The sequence below is a fragment of the Salinicola sp. CPA57 genome, assembly GCF_003206035.1.
Taxonomy (GTDB): domain Bacteria; phylum Pseudomonadota; class Gammaproteobacteria; order Pseudomonadales; family Halomonadaceae; genus Salinicola; species Salinicola socius.
Map to the genome: position 1 here is coordinate 687,534 of NZ_PZJR01000003.1, position 24,792 is coordinate 712,325.

Here is a 24,792-nt window from a genome sequence, read left to right on the forward strand (position 1 = left end):
GCAGTCATCAAACGTCGTTGTCACTGGCGCTATCAACACGCGCCATAGATGCGGCTATCCGTACTTGCTACCAGTACTTGCTCTCCGTACCTACAACAGGGAAAACACCAACCAGGCCAGGCCAAAGGCCATCAAGGAGATGCCGGTGGAGATCACCGTCCACGTCTTGAGCATGGTCTTGGTATCGACACCGAGGAACCGCCCGACCAGCCAGAAACCGGAATCGTTGACGTGGGAGTAACCGATGGCTCCAGCCACGATGGCCACGGTGATACAGGCCGCGGGCAGCCCCGCCAGTGTCGGATCGCCCAGCACCACTGGCGCCATGATGCCCGCCGCCGTGGTTCCGGCCACCGTGGCCGAGCCCTGGGCTATCCGGATCACCGACGCGATCACGTAGCCGGCAAGGATCACCGGCAGCCCGAATGCTTGCAGGCTATCCGCCAGTGCGTCGCCGATACCGCTGGCAGTCAGCACGCCACCGAACATGCCACCGGCACCGGTGATCAGAATGATGCTGCAGACCGGAGACAGCGCCTGTTCGACGATCTCGTTGATGGAGTCCATCGCCCCGCGTTCACTGGCGCGGATGACCAGCAGCCACATGGCGATACAGGTGCTGATCAGCAGCGCGATCGGCGTCTCGCCGATCACCATCAACGCCGCTACCAGCGGATTGTCGCCATCGATCACGCCGCTCTGCCCCAGCGTCGACAGCCCGGTGTTGAGAAAGATCAACACCAGCGGCAGCAGTAGCACCAGCAGCACCGTACCGAAGGCCGGGCGCTTCTCGGGAGGAATCTCCTCGCTTTCCGCCCCCATGAAGTTCGGTACCGGCTGAAACGGCGAGCGCTTGGCCAGCATCAACGAGAGCCGATAGCCCATGGCGTACCAGGTCGGAAGGCCGACCAGCAGCGCGATGAACAGGACCTGACCGATGTCGGCGTGCAGAAAGACAGCGGCAGCGACCGGGCCCGGATGCGGAGGCATCAGCGCGTGCATGACCAGAAAGGCGCCCGCCGCCGGAAGGCCGTAGAGCAACAGGGACGCTTTCAGCTCGCGGGCGACCGAGTAGATCACCGGCAGCATCACCACGAAGGCCGCATCCAGAAAAATCGGAAAGCCGAACAGCAGGCAGGCAATCGACAGGCCGAGCGGCGCCCGTTTGCTGCCGAAAAAGTGAATCAACGTGTCGGCCAGCACTCTTGCGCCACCGGAAACGGCCACCAGCCGACCGAGTACCGCGCCGAAACCGATCAGCAGCGCGACGTTGCCCAGTGTCTTGCCAAAGCCCCCCAGCAGCGTCGGAAGCAGGTCGGCGACCGAAATCCCGGTCGCCAAGGCCGTTCCGATACTGACGATGACCAGCGCGAAGAAAGGATGCAGACGCACCCGAATGATCAGAACCAGCAGAATGGCGATGGCCGCAACGGCGATTCCCATCAGCCCTAGCGTAGACAGGCCGGCTGCCGCTTGTGTCGTGTCTTGCATGGCGTTCTCCTGACGGCTGCCACGGCTTGAGCGTGGCAAGCTCGCCGTGGAATGCGGCCACCTTAGCGACTTCGACCAATAACCATGAAATGCCAATACCCGACATTAACGATACCCAACTGGTTATCACGACAGTCACACCAGGCGAGAAGTCACTCGTTCGTCATACCTGTCGTTTTGCCAGACCCGACCAAAGTTGCAGGTTTTGCCCAGCGGTCCTGTCAGCCACCGGCCCGACGGGTCTGTTTCCAGCGATCGAACATGACGGCGAGCAGCAGGATCGCCCCACGCACCAGGTATTGATAGAACGTGGGAACGTTCAAGAGCCCCATGGCGTTCTGCACGCAACCCATGATCAGGACGCCGACCAGCACGCCGGTGATCGATGCGACCCCCCCGGACAGTGAAACCCCGCCCAGTACGCAGGCCGAGATGACCGCGAGCTCCAGCCCCTGAGAGGTATTGGGATCCCCGAGCCCCATGCGCGAGGTCAGCAGTACGCCCGCGATACCCGCGACCAGGCCCTGGAGCGCGAATACCATGATCTTCAGACGCCGTACATTGACCCCGGCCAGACTGGCCGCTTCGGCATTGCCTCCCGTCGCCAGCGTGTTACGGCCGAAGGCGGTCATGTTGAGCACGACACCAAACACCAGAAAACAGACGATCATCGTCCAGACCGGCAGCGTCAGTCCGAGAAACGCGGCGCTGCCGAGATCGAAGAAACCCGGCACGGTGATCATGACCGCATCACCGCCGGAGGTGATATAGGCCAGCCCCCGCACGAATTCCATCGCGGCCAGTGTCGCGATCAGCGAATTGATGCCGAAACGGGCAACCACGAATCCATTGAAGGCGCCCACCACGGCGCCGGCCAGAACGCCGACCAGCACACCGATCACCACGCTGCCGCTGGTGGAGGTCACCATCGCCGCGACCACCCCGGAGAAAGCGACGATCGACGCCACCGACAAGTCCACCTCCCCCAGTGCCAGTACCATCATCATGGTGGTGGCGATCGTGCCGATCAGTGTTACCGACAGCAGCAGACCGACGATGTTGCGACCGGTCAGGAAGTCTGGCACCAGCACTGAAAGCCCGATGAACAGCAGGATGAAAACCGCAATCAGACCGGAGGTATCAAGCAGCGTCCTCAGCGGTTTGGGGAGTCCGCGACGGGTCTCGCGTGGCATTGCCTCGGATGTGGCAACTTTGTCATTCATGGTCCTGAACCCTCTTGAGCTTCACTGCGTCTGGAAAACGATCCACTTCTGCGGGATATCGCCCCTGTCGGATGACACCAAGCATCGATTTCAGGCCGGCAACGCCAGCCCCAGCAATCGCTCGGGCGTCGCCTCGTCTCGTTCCACGATGTCGATCAACTCGCCGTCTCGCATCACGCCGATGCGGTCGCAGATAGAACTGACTTCCGCCAGGTCGCTCGAGATGACCAGAATTCCCTTGCCCTGGTCGGCGAGGTCATACAGCAGCGAATAGATATCCCGCCGCGCGCCGACGTCGATGCCTCGGGTCGGTTCGTCCATCACGAACAGATCGATCTCCTCGGCCAGCCAGCGTGCCACGATCACCTTCTGCTGATTCCCCCCCGACAGATTGGCGATCGGCGTTTTCGGGCCCGGCGTTCGGATCCGTAACTGACGGATATAGTCCTGGGTATTGCGGGTTTCACGCTGCGGGTTGCGAAAACCGCCCCAGCGCTTGAAGAAGCGGCGGCAGCTGATATTGAGATTGTCCGAGACGCTGGCGACGGGAAAGATGCCCTGGGACTTGCGATCCTCCGGACACATCGCGATGCCAGCGCGGATGGCTGCCTGAGGCGAGCCGAACCGTTGTGGCGTACCGTCGAAAGAGACCCGGCCCGCAGTGGCACGCTCCACGCCACAGACCAGACGCATCAATTCGCTGCGCCCCGCGCCCACCAGGCCGAACAGTCCGAACACCTCGCCACGTCGCATCTCGAAACTGACCGGGGCCTTGACGCCTTTCCCTTCGATCCCTTCGAGCCGCATCAGCACCTCGCCCTGTTGGCGTGGACGGTAGCCGTAGACATCCTCGATCTCCCGCCCGACCATCTCGCTGACCAGGATGTCGTGATCGAGCCCTTCCAGCGTGTCGTGGGTGCGGATGTGGCGGCCATCGCGAAACACGGTCACCGCATCGCACATCTCGAACACTTCCTCCATGCGATGGGTGACGTAAAGCACTACCCGGCCCTCGTCGCGGAGCCGCGAGACGATCCGTTTGAGATGACGGATCTCCTGTACCGACAGCGAGCTGGTCGGCTCGTCGAAGGCGATGATACGGGCGTCACGCAGCAGCGCACGCCCGATTTCGATCATCTGCTGCTGACCGATAGAGAGCTCTCGAACCTTTGTCGATGGATGGATATCCCCTTCGCCCAGCTCTTCCAGGATCGTCATCGCCCGTTCGCGCAGTCGCCGCCGGTCGAGGAACCCATGTCTTACCGGTAGCTGACCCAGCAGCAGGTTCTCGGCCACCGAAAGATTGGGTGACAGCGTGAGCTCCTGGTAGATGATCGAAACGCCGTGCCGCAGCGCCTCGCGCGCGTTGGCAAAGACGATGGGCTCGTCGCCGATCCACAGCTGTCCACTGGAGACTCGGTTGACGCCGCTCAGTACCTTGAGCAGCGTCGACTTGCCCGCGCCGTTTTCACCCATCAGGGCATGGACCTCCCCTCCGCGAGCGGAAAAACTGACCCCGTCCAGCGCGCGAACCCCGGGGAACTCGACGGTAATGCCGTCGATGCGAAGGTGAGCTTGCGCCATGCCAATCTCCTCAACGGTATGTCGGTCGGCGGTTTCCCGAGCCGACATCAAAGGCCCAGGTCTTCTCGAACCTGCTCCCAGTTATCCCGCGTCATCAATGTACCGGTGGTTTCGGTATTCGCCGGCGGCTGCTTGTCCTCGGTGATCCAGGTATAGAGGTTGTCGGCGCTCTGGCGGCCGTGCATGGTCGAACTCACCGCAATCGTGCCGTAGAAACCGGTCGGTTTTTCTCGCGAGAACTCGGCAAACGCCGCGCCGGAACCGTTGATGCCGACACCGATCACCTGATCCGGCGAGAGACCATACTGCTCGCTGGCGCGGACACCGCCCAGAACGCTCTCTTCGTTGAGCGCGTAGATCACCCAGTGCTCGAAATTGCCGTTCTTCGACAGTACCGGAGAGGCGGCAGCGAAGGCGCTGCTGGTATCGGTATTCTGCTGCGGTGCATCGAAGATGTTGTCCTTGACGAAGCCGGCATCCACCAGCGCGTCGGTCGCACCATCGGTGCGCGCCTTGGCAGTCGGCAGCTCATTGTTGCTGATACGCAGTGCCGCCACGCTCTTCGGATCCCAGCCGCGCGCCTTCATCTCCTTGGCGATCGTCTCGCCCACCTGTTGGCCGATCTTGTAGCCCGACATACCCAGATGCGGCACGGACTCCATCGGCTTGCCGTCAGCGCCGAGGAACTGATCATCGACGGTCACGACCTTCATGCCGTACTGTTTGGCACGGTTGGCGATGGCCGGTCCCAGGCGAACGTCCGGCGGACAGATCACGAACCCTTGGGCCCCTTGCGAATTGAGATTGTCGATGGCGCTGAGCACCTGCTGACCATCTTCACCCGACAGCCGGACCACCTCGAACCCCTTCTGCTCGCCCAGTTTGCTGGCGGCATCCTGTTCATTGATGAACCACGCCTGTTCCGGCTTCTTGACGATAAAACCGATCTTGACGTCATCCTGGGCGTACAGCGGTGAAGCCCCGATGCCCAGGGTGGAGACACCGAGTACCAGTAGGGACGATTTCACGAAGCGAATCATTGACCACCTCCAGCCCTCGAGGGCTATGGGTTTGTTGTTGGTAGCGCATGCACATCACGGCTGAAACGACAGTAAACAGTCGTCCGATAACCGGGTAATAACGACAGTTGGGAAAAGCGATACCAGATTTGCTATCAGCAAACAGAGAAGGCAAACGGGAGGCGGGACACAACCCATCGGGACGATTTTTCATCCCGACTAAAGTCGCTTTACGACTTTGGTTAAAACAGGCGTTTTATCCCGATGCCACAAGCCGCCACGAGGGCGGCCTGGATCTTTCAGGGTCGGTTTACGGCGTTCGATGACTCAATACGAAGCAGCTTCGGGCGTCTGCGTCGTCGAGAAGCGATAGACGGTCCGGGAGTGATACGTTTCATCCGGCTTCAGGATCGTCGAGGGAAAGTTGGGCTGGTTGGGCGAGTCAGGGAAATGCTGCGTCTCCAGCGCCAGACCGGAGCGATGCGTATAGGGACGACCGCTTTGACCGACGAGGCTACCATCGAGAAAATTGCCGGAATAGAACTGCAGGCCCGGCTCGGTGGTGGCAAGCTCCAGCACCCTGCCGCTCTGCGGCTCGACGACCTTCGCCGCCAGTGTCGGACGATCGGCTTGACCGGGATTCTTGCTCAGCACGAAGTTATGATCGTAGCCCTTGGCGTAGGCGAACTGGGTGTTCTTCTGCCCCATCCGCGCACCGATGGCAGTTGGCTGGCGAAAATCGAACGGCGTACCGCTGACATCCGCGATCTCGCCGGTCGGAATCAACGTTTCGTCGATCGGCGTGTAGGCACTCGCATTGATCATCAGTCGATGGTTGAGGATGGTGCCGCTGCCCTCGCCCTGCAGATTGAAATAACTGTGCTGGGTCAGGTTGACCGGTGTCGCGCGGGTCGTCCTCGCGCGATAGTCGATCGCCAGTTCATTGTCGTTGGTCAACGTATAGCTGACTCGCGTCGAGAGCCGGCCGGGAAAACCCTGTTCGCCATCCGGGCTGGTGTAGGTCAGTACCAGCCCCCGCCCCTCGGCCGACGAGAAGGGTTGCGCGTGCCACAGCCGTTGATTGAACCCCGTGTCACCGCCGTGCAGGGTGTTGGGACCATCGTTGGTCGGCAGCTGGTAGGTCTCCCCGTCGAGAGTGAAGCGGCCATGGGCAATGCGATTGCCGTAGCGTCCAATCAAGGCACCAAAGTAGGGGTTGGCCTGCCGGTAGGTGTCGGAGAGATAATCATCGAGCGAATCGAACCCCAGCACGATGTCATCCATTCGGCCCGTTATGTCAGGCGTCTTCAGCGACACGATGATGCCGCCGTAGTTGATGACCCGCATCTCGATGCCGTTGTCGTTGGTGATACGGTAGCAATCGACTTCGCGGCCGTCGGGCAACTGACCGAAGGCCGACCGCTCGATGCCGGGAGGCAAGGCACTGGAGGATGGCGAATCCATCGACGTCGTCTGCGCCTGAGCGTGTAGAAAGACCTGGCCGATCATCAGTCCAAATAGACCGACGCCCAGGCACCGAGGGAGAGAAAGGATATGGCGTGTCATCGCAAGCTCCTGTTTTTCGTTTCAGCTTATCGCTTCTGGTTATCGTTTTTGATGTTCGGACCGGCGTATCGATACCGATGACGATCGCTTAAACCGTAGACCGACCGGCCCGTTCTGACTATGCGGGAACACGCCACCATGCCTTGTAAAAACGTCGAATACGCCACCGAGATCGCTTCATGAAATTTCATTCTGCCGACCTGCTCCCCCCGGACTGGTTTCTACGTGTGCGGCTCAAGTTCCGCCATCTTCAGCTGTTCGTGGCACTGGACGATCACCGCAATCTCCACCGGGCCGCGGAACGGCTGGGCATGAGTCAGCCGGCGGCATCCAAGCTGCTGGGAGACCTCGAGCATCTGCTCGGCGTTTCGCTTTTCGATCGGCATTCGCGGGGGGTGACCCCCAACTGGTACGGGGAAAGCCTGATCCGCCACGCCCGCGGCATGCTGACGTCGCTGGCTCAGGCGAGCGACGAGATCAACGCGCTCAGCGAAGGGAACGCCGGGACGGTATCGATCGGCACGGTGCTGGCGCCGGCCGTCACCCTGCTGGCAAGCGCGGTCGAGCGGGTGCACCGCGACAGCCCGCATCTGGAGGTCAACATCGATGTCGACGTCAGTCGCAACCTGGTACCGAGGCTGCGCGACGGCGAGTTCGACTTCGCCATCGCCCGCATCCCCAGCGGGATGCCTGCCGGCGATTTCGTGTTCGAGGAGATCGGGGAGGAAGCGCTATGCTTCGTCTGTCGAGCTGGCCACCCGCTTGCCTCGCGGGACACTTTCGACCTGACATCGATGCTGGATTATCCGTGGGTGCTTCAACCCCCCGGTGCGCTGATGCGCCAGCGCGTCGAGCATCTGTTTCTGCATCACAAGCTGGCGCCTCCGCAACGCATCATCAACACGCCGGATATCTATATGGCCCTGGCCATGGTCGACAAGTCGGATTCGGTCACCGTGACCACGCAGGAAGTCGCGGATCTGCTGTGTACGCAGCCGCGCTTCGCAATCCTGCCGTCGACGGATGCGCTGAGCGTGCAGCCGTTCGGACTGATCAGCCTGCGCGAGCGTCGAATGTCGCCTGGCGCCGCAAAACTGATGGGCACGCTGCATCAGATGATTCGCGAGCGACGTGCGCTCGACCCGAAGGAAGCTCGCGCCGCATCGCCTCACTACCGGGATGTCACGCTCTGAGAAGGGCGCGGTCCAGCGCCGTTTACCACTCCAGCGCCTGCTTGACGAAGGGAATCGTCAGTTTGCGCTTGGCCGACAGCGACGCCTGATCGAGCCTCGACAGCATCTCGAACAGCGGATCCAGCTGACGCGGCCCGCGGTGGAGAATATAGCGTCCGACCTCCGCCGGCAGCTCCATTCCGCGCACCTTGGCACGTAGCTGGAGCGCGGCCAGCCGCTGTGCATCGTCCAGCGGCTGGGCGTGGAATACCATCCCCCAGTTCAGTCGAGACGCCAGATCCGGCAGCTTGACGTCGAGCTGCCGTGGCGACCGGTCGGCGGCGATGATCAGCCGCCTGCCGGCATCGCGCAGGCGGTTGAAACCGTGAAACAGCGCTTCCTCCCACCGTTTGCGCCCCACCACCCGCTGAAGATCGTCGATCGCGAGCAGATCGAGACGCTCCGGCTCCTCCAGGATATCCGGTGGGAAGTGCCCCAGCGTTTCCAGCGGAAGATAGAGCGCTCGCTTGCCCTGGGCATCCGCGTTGTGACATGCCGCCTGCAGCAGATGGCTACAGCCCACGCCCTCGGCGCCCCACAGATAAAGAAACGACTCGCCACCCTCCTCCAGCTGGCCAGTCAGGTGGGACACGAGAGAAGCGTTGTCTCCCGGCAGATAGTTGGCAAAGGTCGCGTCATCGCGTAGCCCGACGCCGAGCGGCAGTTGAGACGGCCCTGGTCTCATCGGGATTCATCCCCTCGGCTCTGTCTCTGATCCAAGTCCAGGCCCAAGCCTGGAAACGTATCAGCACCTTGCGAGCGGTGGCAGAGCTGACTGCCTCGGTAGCGATCATGGACGGCGCATCGTGTCGCCATGATCGTCGCGGCGACCGGCAACGCCGCCGCGATCGCGTCCCAGGTTTGAAGTCTTGTCATTGTGCTCCCGTCGTCCTTCGACTGCCCCCTCAATGCAGGCAATGCTACAATGCGCCCCGCTGAACATCATCCCTATTCATTGGCTCCGCGAGAAAGGTCCTGTCATGACGCGCTCTTCTTCCGATACCCCGAACGCGCCCCGTTCGCTCAGCCCCCAGTCTCTGACCTACCGTGACGCCGGTGTCGATATCGACGCGGGCAATGCGCTGGTCGAGAGGATCAAGGGCGTCGCCAAGCGCACCTCGCGGCCGGAAGTCATGGGCGGGCTCGGCGGGTTCGGTGCCCTGTGCGAGATTCCCAGCGGCTATCGCCAGCCGGTGCTGGTCTCCGGCACCGACGGCGTCGGCACCAAGCTGCGCCTGGCGATGGACCTGGGCCGTCATGACACCATCGGTATCGATCTCGTCGCCATGTGCGTCAACGATCTGGTGGTCGCCGGTGCCGAGCCGCTGCAGTTTCTCGACTATTACGCCACCGGCAAGCTGGATGTCGATATTGCCGCCGACGTGGTTACCGGCATCGGCGAAGGCTGCAGCCAGGCCGGCTGCGCGCTGGTGGGTGGCGAGACGGCGGAAATGCCCGGCATGTACGAGGGCAGCGACTACGATCTGGCCGGTTTCTGCGTGGGCGTGGTCGAGAAATCCGAGATTCTCGATGGCAGCAAGGTCGGCGCAGGCGACGTGCTGCTGGGGCTGGCCTCATCCGGCCCGCACTCCAACGGCTACTCATTGATCCGCAAGATTCTCGAGGTCGGAGGCGGCAAGCTCGACCAGACGCTCGACGGCAAGCCGTTGGCGGACCTGCTGATGGCGCCGACTCGGATCTACGTCAAATCACTGCTGTCGCTGATCCGCTCCAGCGGTGTCGACGTCCATGCGCTCTCCCATATTACCGGCGGCGGGCTGCTCGAGAACGTACCGCGGGTATTGCCGGACCACCTGGCAGCGCGAATCGACGTCAGCCGCTGGCAGCGCCCCGCCGTGTTCGACTGGCTGCAGCAGCAGGGCAACGTGGCGGAACGTGAAATGTACCGCGTGCTCAACTGCGGCATCGGCATGATCATCGCGGTCGATCCCGATCAGGCCGATCAGGCGGTCGCTCATCTCGAGGCCAGCGGCGAAACGGTCTATCGTCTGGGCGACATCGTCAGCCGCGGCGCCGAAGACGACGCCGTGCAACTGGAGAATCTTCCGGCATGAGCGGTGACTATCCTTCACAACAGCACGATACCCTGAACGACTTCGAGGCGGCCGCCGCCGAAAAACCGAGGGTCGTGGTGCTGATCTCCGGTAACGGCAGCAACCTGCAGGCTTTGCTGGACGCCCAGGCGCATGACGAACTGGGCGGCGACATCGTTGCCGTGGTCTCCAACAAGGCCGATGCCTACGGGCTCCGGCGAGCCAAGGATGCCGGCGTCGATGCGGTGGCCCTGCCGCACCGCGAATACGATTCCCGCGAGGCTTTCGACGCCGCACTGATCAAAGTGATCGATCGCCACGAGCCCCACCTCATCGTGCTCGCGGGTTTCATGCGGATTCTGACGCCGGGCTTCGTCGATCACTACCGGGGTCGCATGCTCAACGTTCACCCGTCGCTGCTTCCCGCCTATCAGGGCCTGCACACGCATCAGCGCGCGCTGGCCGATGGCGTCGAAGAACATGGTGTCAGCGTCCACTTCGTTACCGAAGAGCTCGACGGCGGCCCGGTCGTGATCCAGGCCGTGGTCAACGTCGAGCCGAATCAGGACATCGATGCGCTGATCGAAAAAGTCCACGCTCGCGAGCATCTGATCTACCCCATTGCGGTGCGCTGGTTCCTCGAAGGCCGCGTCAAATTGTCTCCGCAAGGAAAGGCGACGCTGGACGACATTCCGCTGCCCCCGACCGGCCTGCGCATGTCTCACGCCGATGCCGCCGAAGAGCTGGACGAAGATCTCGACGACTGACCGTGGGATCAGCGGCCTGACGTCTCCCCTCCCCTTGCCCTGACGGCAATCTTTGCCAGACTGATACCACGCAGTCGCCCGGCGCACTGCCGGGCCACTCGATTCAGTCAGCGAGAGCTTCTGTCGATGACTGTTTTCATCGGCAAAAGCTGTCACTGGCGGCAGTTTCAGCAAGCAAGGAGGAGAAACGATATGGATTATCGTCCGCTAGGCCATTCAGGACTGATGGTTTCGACGCTGACGTTGGGCACGGTGCCATTCGGCGGCGCCAACGGTTTCGAAAAAGCGGCGAGCGTCGACGTCAAAGGGGCCAAGAAGTTGCTCGATATCGCCTTCGACGCTGGCGTCAACCTGGTCGATACCGCCGATCTCTACTCTCTCGGTCTGGCCGAGGAAATCACCGGCAAGGCGTTGGGCAGCAAGCGCCAAGACATCATTCTCGCCACCAAGGGCCGAAGCCCGCTGGGCGACGATCCCAACGCCTCCGGCGCCTCGCGTTATCACCTGATCCGTGCAGTGGAGGCCAGCCTGAAGCGCCTGGGCACCGATCACATCGATCTCTACCAGTTACATAACTGGGACGGCGTCACCCCCATCGAGGAGACACTCGAGGCCATGCATCAGTTGGTCGCCAGCGGCAAGGTGCGCTATTGGGGGACGTCCAACTACACCGGCTGGCAGATGATGAAGACACTCGGCAAGGCCGAGACGCACAACATGATCAAGCCGATCAGCCAGCAGATCTACTACACCCCGGAGTCCCGCGAAGCGGAGTACGAGCTGATGCCCCTGGCGATCGACCAGAATGTCGGCTCGCTGATCTGGGGGCCGCTGGGCGAAGGTTTCCTCACCGGCAAGGTACGCCGGGGTCAGAAGACGCCGCCGAACACCCGCCAGGGCAACGGCTGGCCGGAGCCCTACGTTCACGACATGGAGCGCGCCTACGATATCATCGAGGCGCTGGCCGCCATCGGCGAGGCCCACGGCTGCTCCATTCCTCGCGTGTGTCTGGCGTGGTTGAAGGATCGTCCGGGCGTGACCTCGTTGATCGTCGGTGCCCGCACCGAAGAGCATCTGCGCGACAACCTTGCCGCGGCCGACCTGAACCTGAGTCCGGAAGAGCACCAACGTCTCGAGCAGCTGACTCGCCCGGCGCCGCTCTACCCGTACTGGCATCGTGTGGTCTCGGGCATGGATCGTCTGGATCCGGCAGAAAAGCCGTTCCTGGCCGGCTTCGGTGAGACCATCAGGAATCGAACCGATGATCGTTCGGCCTAATGATAATCAGCCAACCGCTTGAAAACGTAAGCGAGGAAGACAAAGCAAGGAAAAACGGCCGACAAATTGTCAGGATTGACGATTTGTCGGCCGTCTCAACGCAGTGTTGCCAACGCGGATAGTTCTTTCAGGTGCGTGGCAACGTGACCCCACGCTGACCCATGTACTTGCCGCCACGGTCCTTGTAGGAGACTTCACAGACCTCGTCGGACTCCAGAAACAGCATCTGCGCCACCCCTTCGTTGGCATAGATGCGCGCCGGCAGGTTGGTGGTGTTGGAAAACTCGAGGGTCACGTGCCCTTCCCACTCCGGCTCCAGCGGCGTCACGTTGACGATGATACCGCAGCGGGCATAGGTCGACTTGCCCAGGCAGATCGTCAGCACGCTACGCGGGATGCGGAAATATTCGATGGTGCGCGCCAGCGCAAACGAGTTGGGCGGGATCACGCAGGCGTCGCCCTTGATATCGACGAAGCTCTTCTCGTCGAACGCCTTGGGATCGACCACCGCCGAGTGGATATTGGTGAACACCTTGAACTCGTCGGCACAGCGCACATCGTAGCCGTAGCTGGAGGTGCCGTAGGAGATCACGCGCTGGTTGTTCACGTGGCGGACCTGATCGGCTTCGAACGGCTCGATCATGCCTTCCTGCTCCGCCATACGGCGAATCCACTTGTCGGATTTAATGCTCATGCAGGTGTCCTTGGGACAGAAACTGCCGTCATCGTGGTGTCACGAATTGGCCGAAATGACTGAAGTGTGTTGATGGGGCAACATGATAGCGGCCCGATTTCTTGAAAGAAAAGGAAAAGAGAGGAAACGGCGCCCCCGTAAAGGAAAGGTTAGGCACGGAACACCACCCGGAAAACGGCGAGCGGGCGGAAGCCTGCGCGGCACAGAGCGCATCCACCCGACCGGCATGGTCAGTCGCTGAACGAAATCGTCGGGCCGCCGGTATCCTGTTCGGCGACACCGCTGGCGACTTTCCGCGCCATGGCCCGAAACGTCGCGGCGACTTCGCCGTCCGGATCGGCGATGACACTTGGCCTGCCACCATCGGCCTGCTCGCGGATCGACAGCTGCAACGGCAACTGGCCCAGCAGTTGCGTGTCGTACTGCTCGGCGATGCGCTCACCGCCACCGGCGCCGAAGATCGGCTCGCTATGGCCGCAGCTCGAGCACACGTGCAGACTCATGTTTTCGACCACGCCCAGCACCGGCACGTTGACCTTGCGAAACATCTCGATGCCCTTGCGCGCGTCGAGCAAGGCGATGTCCTGCGGCGTGGTGACGATCACCGCGCCATCCACCGGCACTTTCTGCGCCAGCGTCAACTGGATGTCGCCGGTGCCAGGCGGCATGTCGATGAACAGGAAATCGAGGTCGTTCCACAGCGTCTGATTGAGCAACTGCTGGAAAGCGCCGGAGACCATCGGCCCACGCCATACCATCGGCTGATTGATATCGACCATGAATGCCATCGACATCGCCTGGATGCCGTGCGCCATCACGGGTTTCATGCTCTTCTCGTCGATCACCTCGGGCCGGGTATTCTCGGGCAGCCCCAGCATCCGGGCCTGGCTGGGCCCGTAGATATCGGCGTCGAGCAGGCCGACGCGATACCCTTCCGCCGCCATCGCCAACGCCAGGTTGGCAGTCACGGTTGACTTGCCGACGCCGCCCTTGCCGGATGCCACGGCCACGATATGTTTGATGCCCTCGATCACGAACCCCTCCTTGCAACGTTCAACGCATGACTGGTGACCAGTATAACGACCCATGGCGCCCATACCCTAGCGGCACGCTCGGAAATAGCGTTCGCGCCTGATCGAAGCAGGCGCCAGCGCGGCGACCGCGACGGATCTCGGGCCACGGCCTTCAGGGGCGTTCGAACTCCTCCAGCACGACGAGCTTGGTGCGAATGAAATCGCTGTGGGTCACATAGAGCAGATCGGCCAGACGCCGGATACGATGCTCCTCGAGCGCGGCCAGCTCGTGGTCGGCGTAAGCCAGCCGCCACATCCCCGCGATCAGCTCGACGCGCTGATCGTAGCTGTAACGTTCGTTGAGCAGCGACACGTACTGAAAGTGATCCACCGCCTGCTCGATCTGCTGCTGCGCCTGCTGAATCAGCGCATCGGCGGCGGCCTCATCCAGCGAGAACTGATCCATCAGGAGCCGGCGCAGCGTCGCCAACTCCTGAGGATCGACTTCGTAGTCGGCGCGCAGCACCTCACTGAACAACGCCGCAACGGCCAACTGTGGCGAAACGGCATTACGATCATCGGATTCCGGCGCGGCCAGAACGCGTTGGAAGAACTGCTGAACGGTGTCGAGCACTGGTCAATCCCCCTGCGGTAAACGGCGATAAAATGGGTAACGTTTTGACACCGAACGCACCAAAGGTTCATCAAAGGAAAACTCGATCGATTCGTCAAAGCCATCTTTCAAAACGAAAAACCCGCAACCGGAGTTGCGGGTTTTCGCGCGGCGGCTGACAGCCAGCGGCTGCCAGTTGCGTTTGTTACGCGCCGTGAGCGGCGAGGAACTCCTGGGTCAGTTTGAGCTCGCTGTTGGAGTTGACCCCGATGCCGCGCGTGGTGACGTTGCGGGCGATCTGCTGCGCTTCGTCCAGCGAATGCATTTCCGCCGTACCACACTGATAGATGTTCAGCTCGGGAATCGCTTTCTGATCCGTCAGCGCCAGCACATCTTCCATCGCGGCTTTCCAGGCCGTGCCTACGGTCTGCTCGTCGACGTGACCGATCAGGCTCATATAGAACCCGGTGCGACACCCCATCGGCGAAATGTCGATGATTTCGACACCATCGCCATTGAGGTGCTGACGCATGAATCCGGCAAACAGATGCTCGAGTGTGTGAATGCCGCGCTCGGAAAGAATCTCGTCATTGGGAATGCAAAAGCGCAGGTCGTAAACGGTGATATTGTCACCGCCCGGCGTCTTCATCTGCTTGGCGACTCGCACCGCGGGTGCTTTCATCTTGGTGTGATCGACCATGAAACTATCGAGTAGTGGCATGTTGCCTCCTTGTTGACGTGTCCGGCTGACTGTCTACTTTAGCACGCTAATCGGCGCTGTCATGTGCCGGCTCCAGATCGTCAGGTGTCAAGTTCGGGGTAGTGCCGGAACACCCCGCTGTCGTTGAAATCGAGCCGCCGATCCGACGTCAGATAGGCCGAGAGCCTGGGCCGCTGGCTGACGCGATCGACCAGCGCCGTCACCTCGGGCAGCTCGGGTTCCAGCCGATCCATCGCACGCGGAAACGCATAGCGCAGTCCGGTGACGACCTGAAACAGCGAGAGATCCACGTAGCTGTGCGCCGTGCCTACCAGGTAGGCCTCGTTGCCGGCGTTGACCGACAGTACCCGCTCGAAGTAATGGAGAAACTTGGGCAATCGCTCCTGCACGAAGATCGCCCCACGCCGCTTCGCCTCTTGCTGCTGATCTTCGTAATAGAGCGAAGCGCCGAGCGGATGGTGAGTATCGTGAATCTCGGCCACGAAGTCCGTCAATGTCAGTTGCAATCCATGGGTCCAGAGTCGGCTGGCTTCGTCATCCGGCACCAGCCCGAGCCGGGGACCGAGAAACTGCAGAATGTTGGCGACGTGAGAAATCACCAACTCACCGGCCTTCAACACGGGCGGCGCAAAATGCGGCTGCCCTGCCGCCTGGCCGTGAATGAACTCGCTGACGGCGCCCGCGCCACCGCCGCTGTCGGCGGACTGCTTGCCCACGTCGCGATAGTCCACGCCCGCGTCTTCCAACGCCAGGCGAACGAATTCGCCGCGTCCGGGAATGCCGGGCCAGTAGTAGAGTTCGTAGGTCATTTTTTCTCTCCCCTTGCGATGCGGTTCATCGGTGGATGTCCCCAGCGCCGCTGAAGTACGGAATCGCGACATGGCGCCGAGATCGCCACGGAACAACCCGGCGCGGTAGCAGTCGAGTCGGCGGTGAAATTCGTCCTTCAGCATAGGATAAAAAAACAGGCCCGAACCGCTTGAGTTCGAGCCTGTCGAGTGATCGAGGCGCGACTGCCTCGATCGGTTACGGCAAATGAGCAATCGAGCGTATCGCTAACTCAGCGACACGCCACGGCCTGGCGTAACGTGCTCTTCACCCACAACCGCTGGTCATCCGGCGTTCTACCCTGATCATTCCACTGCTGGGTGGTCTGGACGCAGAACGAACCGAGATTCTCTACCGCCGGCGCGGCCGCGTCCGGACGCTCGCCGCCAATTCGGAGAACATCGGTATTGTTCGACTGATAATTGGGCGCAAAGGTGTTGGAGGCGCAGCCGGCCATCGCCACGACCAAACCAGACGCCATCAGCATACGGCGCAATGCCATCGTGAATAAGTCCTCGAAAAGCGCCTGACTCTCTCCACGGGCGTGGATGACGAACCGGCGCAGCGCCGGCACGGTTGCCGGCAGCGGCTAGATATCACCGCTTCGATGGTGGCGTCAACGCCTTTTCGCGTCAGGTCGGCCGCGTCGTCCTGACGACCTCGACAGGCGTCAGAACAGCCCCAGCTGTTGATCGGTCAAACTGGCGAAGTCATCTCCCATGAAGGGCAGGATGCCATCGGCGACAGGCGCCAGTTGACGGCTGACGTAGTGCTGGTAATCGATCGCCGAGCGCTGGTTCTCCAGCGGCTCGGGGCCGGCAACGGTCATCACATAGCGGATCCAGCCACCGTTCTGATATTGCAATGGCCGTTTCATCCGACGATTGAAATCGTCAGCCAACCGCGCGGCCCGGACATGCGGCGGTACATTGCGCTGGTAATCGTCGAGCTTGCGACGCAGCCGTTTGCGGTAGACCAGCATGTCGTCGTTCGATCCCGCCAGCGTCTCCCGGACGGTCTCGCACACATAGTCGCGATAGGCTTCCCCCGCGAAGATCCGTCGGTAGAGCTCGCGCTGGAATGTCTTCGCCAACGCCGACCAGTCGCCACGCACGGATTCCAGCCCTTTGAATATCAGCCGTTCACTGCCATCGGCCTCGCGCACTACTCCCGCGTAACGCTTCTTGCTGCCCTCTTCCGTGCCCCGGATGGTTGGCATCAGAAAGCGGGTAAAATGCGTCTCGAACTGCAGTTCCAGCGCGCTTTCCAGGTCGAAAGTCTCTCGCAGATGCCGCTGCCACCACTCGTTGACAAGCGCGACCAGTCGCTGGCCGATCGCATTGGCCGCTTCGGCATCATGCGCGCTGCCCAACCACACGAACGTCGAGTCGGTATCACCGTAGATAACGGTATAACCTTCGATTTCGATCAGTTCCCGTGTCCGGCGCATGATTTCATGGCCACGCATGGTGATCGACGACGCCAGGCGCGGATCGAAGAACCGGCAGCCACGCGAACCCAGCACGCCGTAGAACGCATTCATGATGATCTTGAGCGCCTGGGCCAACGGCGCATTGCCGTCGCGCTTGGCCGCCTCGCGACCTTTCCATACCCGTTCGACGATCGCTGGCAAGGCGTGGCTCGAACGCGAAAACCGTGCGCCCAGGAAGCCGGGCACAGACTGGGCCTCATTCGGCGTGCGCAGACCTTCGATCAACCCGACCGGATCGATCAGAAACGTACGGATGATCGAGGGATACAGGCTCTTGAAATCGAGCACCAGTACCGAGTCGTAGAGCCCGGGGCAAGCGTCCATGACGTAGCCACCGGGACTGTCCTCGCCGTCACGGGCCCCCAGTGTCGGCGCGACGAACCCCAGCCGATGCATGCGCGGCAGATAGAGATGCGAAAACGCCGCGACCGAGCCGCCGCTACGATCCGCGGCCAAGCCCGTCACGCTCGCCCGCTCGAGCAGGAAGTCCATGATCCGGGTATGTTCGAAAATCCGCGTGACCAGCTCGCAATCCTTGAGGTTGTAGCGCGCCAGCGCCGGCTTGTCTTCGCCGAACATGCGGTTGATGTCGGCCATCCGCTGGTAAGGATTGTCGATCGCCTTGCCCTCGCCGAGCAGGGTCTGCGCCACGTTTTCGAGACTGAACGACGGGAAGCTCCAGGTCGCAGACCGTAGCGCCTCGATACCATCGATCGCCAGTCGCCCGGGGATAGTGACGAAATGGTGATTGGGCTGGTTGCCATGGGCGCGCCACTCTATCGGCGCTCCGCCACGCCCCAGCAGCAGCGGCACGTTCAAACGTTCGGCGTGACGCTGCAACTGGCGCAGGTCGAACTGGATCACGCTCCAGCCGATGATCGCATCGGGATCGAAGCGCACGAACCAGGCGTTGAGCGCATGCAACAGATCGGCGCGCGTCGCGCAGTAGACCAGCTCGAAATCGCGCTGGCGATCCGCTTCGCTTGCTTCACCTTTTGGTGGACCGAGCATGTAGACGACCCGCTGACCGCAGCCGTGCAGGCCAATCGAATAGAGCTCGCCGCGCTCGCTGGTTTCGATATCCAGCGAGCAGAGCTTCAGCGCCGGGCGGTAATCCGGCGCCGGCTTCAGCTGGGCGTCCAGGATCGCCCCGTCTTCTCCCTCACGGCCGGTGACCCTGACCGGGGCGGTGATGAATCGCTCCATCAGGTAGCGATCCGGCGGCCGCACATCGGCCTCGAACACATCGATGCCGGCATCGCCGAGACGCCGTTCCAGATTCATCAGCTGACGATGGTGCCGACAATACAGCCCCGCCACCGGTCGCTGATCGAAGTCCTTCAGCTCCAGTTCACGCAGTTCGACATCGCGTTCGGCGCGGATCAGGCGCTCGACGGCCTCGCGCTGATCTGTCGGAAAGAAAGCCACCGAAATCTGAGGCGGCAAGTGCACCAGCCGCGGCCCATCGTCGGTGGCCAGCCACAGCGAGACATCCGTACCGGCCGGCGTGTCCTGCCAGTGACGGGTCAAGATGAAGCCCTGCCTTTCGACGAAATTCCTTTCCACGGAAGTCTCTTGCACGATAGTGGACACTCATCCCGCTCGTTTCAGAAAGTGAGCACCCAGGGCAGTACGTACCCGAGGTAGATCGGTATCAACAAGGGCGCGGCCAGGGTGGTGATCAAAACCGCGATGGCCCCCTTCTCGGGCCGAATCTCCAGCTCCATGGCAATGACGACCACGTTGGCGGCCATCGGTACCGCGCCGATCAGCAGAAACGCCAGCACCAGCGAATCCGAAATGCCCACGCTCGCTCGCAGGAGAATCACCATCAGCAGCGTCGCCAGCGGCCAGACGACAAAGCGCACCAGCACACAGGCAGCCACGAAGCGTCCGTCGAACGCCCGCCACGTGACACGCCCCAGCGTCATGCCGATGATCATCATGCCCAGCACGGTGAAGCAGTACTTGAAGTAGTCGAGCCCCTCTGCGGCGACCTCGGGAACGTGCCAATCGAGTGCGCTGATCAGCATGCCGGCCAGGAACGCGTAGATCAGCGGCAGCTTCGCCAGTCTGACGAAGCTCTCCCTGACCGAAAAACGTCCGCGGGCACTGACGTAGAAGCCGACCGTGAATTCGTAGAGCGAGATGCCCAGCATGCAGAAGAGATAGAGCGTGACGCCCTCCGGCGGCAGCAGTACCAGCGCGATCGGAAAGCCGAAATAACCGGTATTGCCGGTTCCCGCCGAAAAGGACAGTAACGCCCGCTCCTGATCGGCAAAAAAGCGTGCGGCGACGACATTGACGATCACGCACAAAAACGCTGCCAGCAGCCATACACTGCCCGTCAGGACGAGCTTGTCGGGGCTGGGCTGCCCCTGGGTCAGGCCGTGAAAGAAGGTCAGCGGCGAAATGATGTAGACGAGCAGGGTCGCGATCGGTCGCGGGTCGACTTTCAAGAGCCGCCCGGCCACCCAGCCCAGAGCCACGAAAATGAGCAGCATCCACAGTGACTGTGAGAGGTCGATATCAGCCATCCCGGGCTCCTGACGCGGCGGACTATAGTGGTTTGGCCGCTAACTGTAACACCCGAAACCGGCGCGAGCTGGCTTTCACTCTGGTTGGCGAGATCCGTCCGGCCTGGCAAGACGACGAGGCTGTGTCGAGGCGATGATGCAGAACAGCAGAAATCCCTGAAACGGCAAGCGCCACGACAGCAGCCACTCCGGCACCATGGGAAATAGTTCAGGGTGCAGCCACATGTAGACATTGGCCGGCGTCACGCAGATCGTCAGCGCAACCAATCCCCACCCCGCCAGCGACCGATAGCGCGGCAGCAAGATACCCACGGCACCCAGCAGCTCGAAGAAGCCGCTGATCAGCACCGCCGCCTCGGGCCAGGGCAAACCCGGTGGAATAATCGAGACAAATGCATCCAGCATCACGAAGTGGCCGATACCACCCACCGCGAACCAGATGAAGACGAGAGAGAGGCCTGCAATGCGCCAGACACGACGATGAGAAGCGATGGAAGTCACCAGTCTCGGAAAGTGAATGAACCGACATCAGAAGCATAGAACACTCGCGACCAGGCCTCCCTGCCGGGCCGTCGGGTTCATGGCAGCGCGCCCTTTCCGGCGCAAAGTCACTGCCATCAGTGCTACAATCGTCGACCAAGTTTTCAGCCTATCCATCCCGTGGGGCCTTCGATACCGCGCCGCCTCGGGTTTCGTTACGGGAATGTTCCAGTCGCCATGTCGAACAACGCCTCGCTTTCGCGCCAGATCCTCGTTACCAGCGCGCTGCCCTATGCCAACGGCTCGATCCATCTGGGCCACCTGCTGGAATATATCCAGACCGATATCTGGGTGCGCTTCCAGAAGAGCCGCGGCCACCAGTGCCACTACGTCTGCGCCGACGACGCCCACGGCACCGCGATCATGCTGCGCGCCGAGCAGGAAGGCATTACCTCCGAGCAGCTGATTGCCAAGGTCAGTGAAGAGCACCAGGCGGATTTTGCCCGGTTCGGCGTCGCCTTCGACAACTACCACTCGACCCACTCGGAAGAGAACCGCGTCCACAGCGAGCGCATCTATACCGCGCTGCGCGATGCCGGTCACATCAGCACCCGCGATATCGAGCAGATGTACGATCCGGTCAAAGGGCTTTTCCTGGCCGACCGCTTCATCAAGGGCACCTGTCCCAAGTGTCACAGCGAAGACCAGTACGGCGACAACTGCGAAGTGTGCGGCGGAACCTACACGCCGGCAGAGCTGATCAATCCGGTCTCGGCGATCAGCGGCGCCACGCCGGAAGTAAGGACTTCGACCCACTACTTCTTCAAGTTGCCGGATTTTGAAGACTTCCTGAAACAGTGGACGCGCTCCGGTCGCGTGCAGCCGCAGATCGCCAACAAGCTGCAGGAGTGGTTCGAGGCGGGTCTCAACGAATGGGACATCTCCCGCGATGCGCCCTACTTCGGCTTCGAGATCCCCGATGCGCCGGGCAAGTATTTCTACGTCTGGCTGGACGCGCCGATCGGCTATCTCGCCAGTTTCCAGAATCTGTGCGATCGCGAAGGACTCGATTTCGACAGCTACTGGAAGGCGGATTCCCGCGCCGAGGTCTATCACTTCATCGGCAAGGACATCGTCTACTTCCATGCGCTGTTCTGGCCGGCCATGCTCGAAGGTGCCGGCATGCGCACGCCGACCGGCGTCAACTGCCACGGTTTCGTGACCGTCAACGGCGCCAAGATGTCCAAGTCTCGCGGCACCTTCATCAAGGCGCAGACCTACGCCGAGTATCTCAACCCGGAGTACCTGCGCTACTACTTCGCCGCCAAGCTGACCTCCGGCGTCGACGATCTCGATCTCAATCTCGCGGACTTCACGGCTCGGGTGAATTCGGATCTGGTCGGCAAGGTAGTCAATATCGCCAGCCGCTGCGCCGGCTTCATCAAGAAACTCGCCGACGGCCGGCTCTCCTCGACCTGCGCCGAGCCGGAGCTGGTCGCCCGATTCATCTACGCCGGTGACGAGATCGCCGCCGACTTCGAGGCGCGCGAGTTCGGCCGCGCCATGCGCAAGGTGATGGAGCTGGCCGACGAAGCCAATACCTATATCGCCGATAAAGCCCCCTGGGTGCTGGCCAAGGAAGAGGGCCGCGAACAGGAAGTGATCGATATCTGCTCGGTGGGCCTCAATCTTTTCCGGACCTTGATGGTCTACCTGCAGCCGGTCGTGCCGGCGATGGCCGAGCAGGCGCGGTTGTTCCTGCAGATCGACAGCCTCGACTGGGAAAGTCGCCAGCACGTGCTGGAAGGCCACGTCATCGGCAAGTTCAAGCCGCTGATGACTCGCGTCGAAAGCGACAAGATCGATGCCATGATCGACGCCTCCAGGGAAGTGCTCGCAGAGGAGAAGAAATTGACCGGGAAGGCCCCATCCGATGCCGAGGCGGACAGCGTCTCCGCCATCGAACCGATCAGCGACGAGATCGCGTTCGACGATTTCATCAAGGTCGACCTGCGGATCGCGAAGATCGAGAAAGCCGAGTATGTCGAAGGCTCCAACAAGCTGCTCAAACTGACGCTGGATGTGGGTGGCGAAACGCGCACCGTGTTCTCCGGGATCCGCAAGGCCTATGCGCCGGAAGCGCTGGAAGGCCGGCTCACGGTGATGGTCGCCAACCTGGCGCCGCGCAAGATGCGCTTCGGTGTCTCGGAAGGCATGGTGCTGGCTGCGGGCGATGAAGGCGGAATCTATCTGATGTCGCCGGACAGCGGCGCCAAGCCCGGCCAGCGAGTCACCTGATTACGCTCTGTCTGAAAAATGCCTGCGCTCGCCGATTCTTCAGACAGAGCTTGGCCGGCGGCGTCAGACTCTACGAACGCGCGGCTCCGGTCGCGCGTTTTGCCTGGGCCGGATTGCAGGTCTGAATCTCGAAGCGTCCGTGGCAAAAGACTATAATGCCGCGCTGTCCCTGCCAGGGGGCGGTCGTTCGTCCCGCTTTCGGAAATCTCATGACAGTCGCCATTACCGTTGAACGCATCGATGCCGAATTGCCGCAGACTCAATGCGGCAAGTGCGGGCATGACGGCTGTCGCCCCTACGCGGAGGCGATCGTCGAGGGAGAGGCGATCAACCGCTGCCCGCCCGGTGGTGAGACGACTCGTGATCGACTGGCAACGCTCACCGGCCAACCACCGCTCGAACTGATCGAGCCGCCCCAGACACCGCTTCTGGCGGTGATTCGCGAAGCCGAATGCATCGGCTGTACCAAGTGCATTCAGGCCTGCCCGGTGGATGCCATACTCGGTGCCGCGAAGCAGATGCACACGGTGATCGAATCCGAGTGCACCGGTTGTGAACTCTGCGTGGCGCCCTGCCCGGTCGACTGCATTGATCTCGTCGAGCATCCCCGGTGGGCCGCTGCCCGAAACGACGCCGAGCAGCAGCGATATCTCGATTGGCGTGCCGACAACGGCCGCCGACGCTACACCGCACGCAACGCGCGTCTGGCCCGCAAGGCCGAAGAGAAGCGCCGCAAGCGGGAGCGACGCGCCGCCGCGGCGCGTTCGCCTGTCGCGCCACCCACGGAAACGTGCGGGCCGTCCGCCGAAATCGATGTCACGGCCCTCAAAGCGCAGAGGGCGACCCTGACGGCACGTCGGAAACGCGTGCAACGCCAGTTGGATAAAGCCGACGAGGCGTCGCGCGCCGCACTGCTCGAGCGCCTGGCCGGGTTCGACGGCCAGCTCGATACCGTGGAGCGCCAGCTGGCGTCGGCATCGCCCGATGACGGCCCGACTCGCGATCACCAGCATATTGCCGTGGCAGCGGCAGAGCAGGCCGTGCGCAAGGCACGTCAGGAACTCGCTCACTTTCAGCGTCAGGGCAATCAGGAAGATGTCGACCGGGCGCGAGACAAGATACGCGCGGCGGAGCGGCTCATCACCCTTGCCAACGAGACTCCGGCCAATCGAATCGAGGCCGGCCAGTCCACGGCCAATCTGTCCGCCGATAGCAGCGGCGACGATGACGGAACGACCTCATGAACGCGACCAAACGTGAACGGATTTTTGCCCGTCTCAAGGCCCATAACCCCAACCCAACCACGGAGTTGAACTGGACGACGCCCTTCGAGTTATTGGCTGCGGTGCTGTTGTCGGCACAGGCAACGGACGTGGGCGTCAACAAGGCGACGGCCAGGCTGTTCCCGGTGGCCAATACGCCCCGGGCGATCATCGATCTCGGCATCGACGGCTTGAAAGCGCACATCAAGACCATCGGCCTGTATAACACCAAGGCCGAGAATCTGATGAAGACCTGCCAAATTCTCGACCAGCGCTACCATGGCGACATCCCGCGAACGAGGGAAGCGCTGGAAGCGCTACCCGGCGTCGGCCGCAAGACCGCCAACGTGATTCTGAACACGGCGTTCGGCGAGCTGACCATGGCAGTGGATACGCACATTTTTCGTGTGTCCAACCGCACTCGACTCGCCCCGGGCAAGAACGTGGTCGAAGTCGAGAACAAGTTGATGCGTCATGTGCCAAGGGCGTACCTCAAGGACGCCCATCACTGGCTGATTCTCCATGGCCGCTACACCTGCCTGGCACGCAAGCCTCGTTGCGGGAGCTGCGTGATCGAGGACCTGTGCGAGTATCCGGACAAGATCGATATCGCCTGACGAACGGTTGACAATCGAACCCC

At 61.9% G+C, this 24,792-nt stretch carries 22 protein-coding genes; 7 read left to right on the top strand and 15 right to left on the bottom strand.

Annotated features, from left to right (window positions below; translation table 11 throughout):
* Positions 1-90 precede the first annotated feature (90 nt).
* The 5 genes from DOM36_RS05430 to DOM36_RS05450 all read right to left on the bottom strand — a co-directional run bounded on the left by DOM36_RS05430 (position 91) and on the right by DOM36_RS05450 (position 6,883).
* A complete protein-coding gene (locus tag DOM36_RS05430) occupies positions 91-1,491 on the bottom strand; it encodes a GntP family permease (RefSeq protein WP_075571149.1) in 1,401 nt (466 codons plus the stop codon).
* 221 nt (positions 1,492-1,712) lie between these two features.
* A complete protein-coding gene (gene araH / locus DOM36_RS05435; RefSeq protein ID WP_075571148.1) occupies positions 1,713-2,714 on the bottom strand; it encodes an L-arabinose ABC transporter permease AraH in 1,002 nt (333 codons plus the stop codon).
* A gap of 90 nt (positions 2,715-2,804) precedes the next feature.
* Positions 2,805-4,298 (bottom strand): L-arabinose ABC transporter ATP-binding protein AraG, encoded by a 1,494-nt coding sequence (gene araG, locus DOM36_RS05440; protein WP_075571147.1) that lies wholly within the window; start codon positions 4,296-4,298, stop codon positions 2,805-2,807.
* 47 nt (positions 4,299-4,345) lie between these two features.
* Entirely contained in the window at positions 4,346-5,311 is a 966-nt protein-coding gene (locus DOM36_RS05445) for an arabinose ABC transporter substrate-binding protein (protein WP_232823744.1), read from the bottom strand.
* Positions 5,312-5,644: 333 nt separating this feature from the next.
* Complete coding sequence (locus tag DOM36_RS05450; protein ID WP_348626379.1) at positions 5,645-6,883, bottom strand: aldose epimerase family protein; 1,239 nt, start codon at positions 6,881-6,883, stop codon at positions 5,645-5,647.
* 179 nt (positions 6,884-7,062) lie between these two features.
* On the opposite strand from DOM36_RS05450, the gene DOM36_RS05455 reads away from it, so the two are divergent.
* Positions 7,063-8,076 (top strand): LysR substrate-binding domain-containing protein, encoded by a 1,014-nt coding sequence (locus tag DOM36_RS05455; protein WP_075571146.1) that lies wholly within the window; start codon positions 7,063-7,065, stop codon positions 8,074-8,076.
* 22 nt (positions 8,077-8,098) lie between these two features.
* Here the strand turns inward: DOM36_RS05455 and hda are convergent, their stop codons facing one another.
* Positions 8,099-8,800 carry a DnaA regulatory inactivator Hda gene (gene hda / locus DOM36_RS05460; protein WP_110641718.1) on the bottom strand — a complete coding sequence of 234 codons (702 nt, stop codon included), beginning with the start codon at positions 8,798-8,800 and terminating at the stop codon, positions 8,099-8,101.
* A gap of 295 nt (positions 8,801-9,095) precedes the next feature.
* On the opposite strand from hda, the gene purM reads away from it, so the two are divergent.
* From purM to DOM36_RS05475, 3 genes are all read left to right on the top strand, one after another.
* Complete coding sequence (purM, locus tag DOM36_RS05465; RefSeq protein WP_110641720.1) at positions 9,096-10,190, top strand: phosphoribosylformylglycinamidine cyclo-ligase; 1,095 nt, start codon at positions 9,096-9,098, stop codon at positions 10,188-10,190.
* Positions 10,187-10,936, top strand: coding sequence for a phosphoribosylglycinamide formyltransferase (gene purN, locus DOM36_RS05470; RefSeq protein ID WP_110641722.1), 750 nt, complete (start codon positions 10,187-10,189; stop codon positions 10,934-10,936). The genes purM and purN overlap by 4 nt, the downstream gene beginning before the upstream one ends.
* Before the next feature lie 192 nt (positions 10,937-11,128).
* A complete protein-coding gene (locus tag DOM36_RS05475) occupies positions 11,129-12,214 on the top strand; it encodes an aldo/keto reductase (protein ID WP_110641724.1) in 1,086 nt (361 codons plus the stop codon).
* Positions 12,215-12,341: 127 nt separating this feature from the next.
* Here DOM36_RS05475 and dcd read toward each other — a convergent pair whose 3' ends face one another.
* The 9 genes from dcd to DOM36_RS05520 form a co-directional block, all read right to left on the bottom strand.
* Positions 12,342-12,908 (bottom strand): dCTP deaminase, encoded by a 567-nt coding sequence (dcd, locus tag DOM36_RS05480; RefSeq protein WP_075571141.1) that lies wholly within the window; start codon positions 12,906-12,908, stop codon positions 12,342-12,344.
* Positions 12,909-13,138: 230 nt separating this feature from the next.
* Complete coding sequence (apbC, locus tag DOM36_RS05485) at positions 13,139-13,996, bottom strand: iron-sulfur cluster carrier protein ApbC (RefSeq protein ID WP_075571162.1); 858 nt, start codon at positions 13,994-13,996, stop codon at positions 13,139-13,141.
* Positions 13,997-14,093: 97 nt separating this feature from the next.
* A complete protein-coding gene (locus DOM36_RS05490; protein ID WP_110641726.1) occupies positions 14,094-14,555 on the bottom strand; it encodes a TerB family tellurite resistance protein in 462 nt (153 codons plus the stop codon).
* 184 nt (positions 14,556-14,739) lie between these two features.
* Entirely contained in the window at positions 14,740-15,255 is a 516-nt protein-coding gene (gene luxS, locus DOM36_RS05495) for an S-ribosylhomocysteine lyase (RefSeq protein WP_110641728.1), read from the bottom strand.
* Between the two features lie 80 nt (positions 15,256-15,335).
* Positions 15,336-16,064, bottom strand: a complete 729-nt coding sequence (locus DOM36_RS05500) for a glutathione S-transferase (protein WP_110641938.1) — start codon at positions 16,062-16,064, stop codon at positions 15,336-15,338.
* 251 nt (positions 16,065-16,315) lie between these two features.
* The gene (locus DOM36_RS05505; protein ID WP_075571160.1) at positions 16,316-16,585 is read right to left on the bottom strand and encodes a hypothetical protein; all 270 of its coding nucleotides are present in this window, start codon (positions 16,583-16,585) and stop codon (positions 16,316-16,318) included.
* 168 nt (positions 16,586-16,753) lie between these two features.
* Positions 16,754-19,141 (bottom strand): DNA polymerase II, encoded by a 2,388-nt coding sequence (locus DOM36_RS05510; protein ID WP_198651199.1) that lies wholly within the window; start codon positions 19,139-19,141, stop codon positions 16,754-16,756.
* 41 nt (positions 19,142-19,182) lie between these two features.
* Positions 19,183-20,112, bottom strand: a complete 930-nt coding sequence (locus DOM36_RS05515; protein WP_110641730.1) for an AEC family transporter — start codon at positions 20,110-20,112, stop codon at positions 19,183-19,185.
* Positions 20,113-20,187: 75 nt separating this feature from the next.
* Entirely contained in the window at positions 20,188-20,613 is a 426-nt protein-coding gene (locus DOM36_RS05520) for a hypothetical protein (RefSeq protein ID WP_232823734.1), read from the bottom strand.
* A gap of 216 nt (positions 20,614-20,829) precedes the next feature.
* Here DOM36_RS05520 and metG point away from each other — a divergent pair, with 216 nt between their 5' ends.
* From metG to nth, 3 genes are all read left to right on the top strand, one after another.
* A complete protein-coding gene (gene metG / locus DOM36_RS05525; protein ID WP_110641732.1) occupies positions 20,830-22,890 on the top strand; it encodes a methionine--tRNA ligase in 2,061 nt (686 codons plus the stop codon).
* Positions 22,891-23,099: 209 nt separating this feature from the next.
* Positions 23,100-24,134 carry an RnfABCDGE type electron transport complex subunit B gene (locus tag DOM36_RS05530; protein ID WP_110641734.1) on the top strand — a complete coding sequence of 345 codons (1,035 nt, stop codon included), beginning with the start codon at positions 23,100-23,102 and terminating at the stop codon, positions 24,132-24,134.
* A complete protein-coding gene (gene nth / locus DOM36_RS05535; RefSeq protein ID WP_075571134.1) occupies positions 24,131-24,769 on the top strand; it encodes an endonuclease III in 639 nt (212 codons plus the stop codon). The genes DOM36_RS05530 and nth overlap by 4 nt, the downstream gene beginning before the upstream one ends.
* The last annotated feature ends 23 nt before the right edge of the window (positions 24,770-24,792 follow it).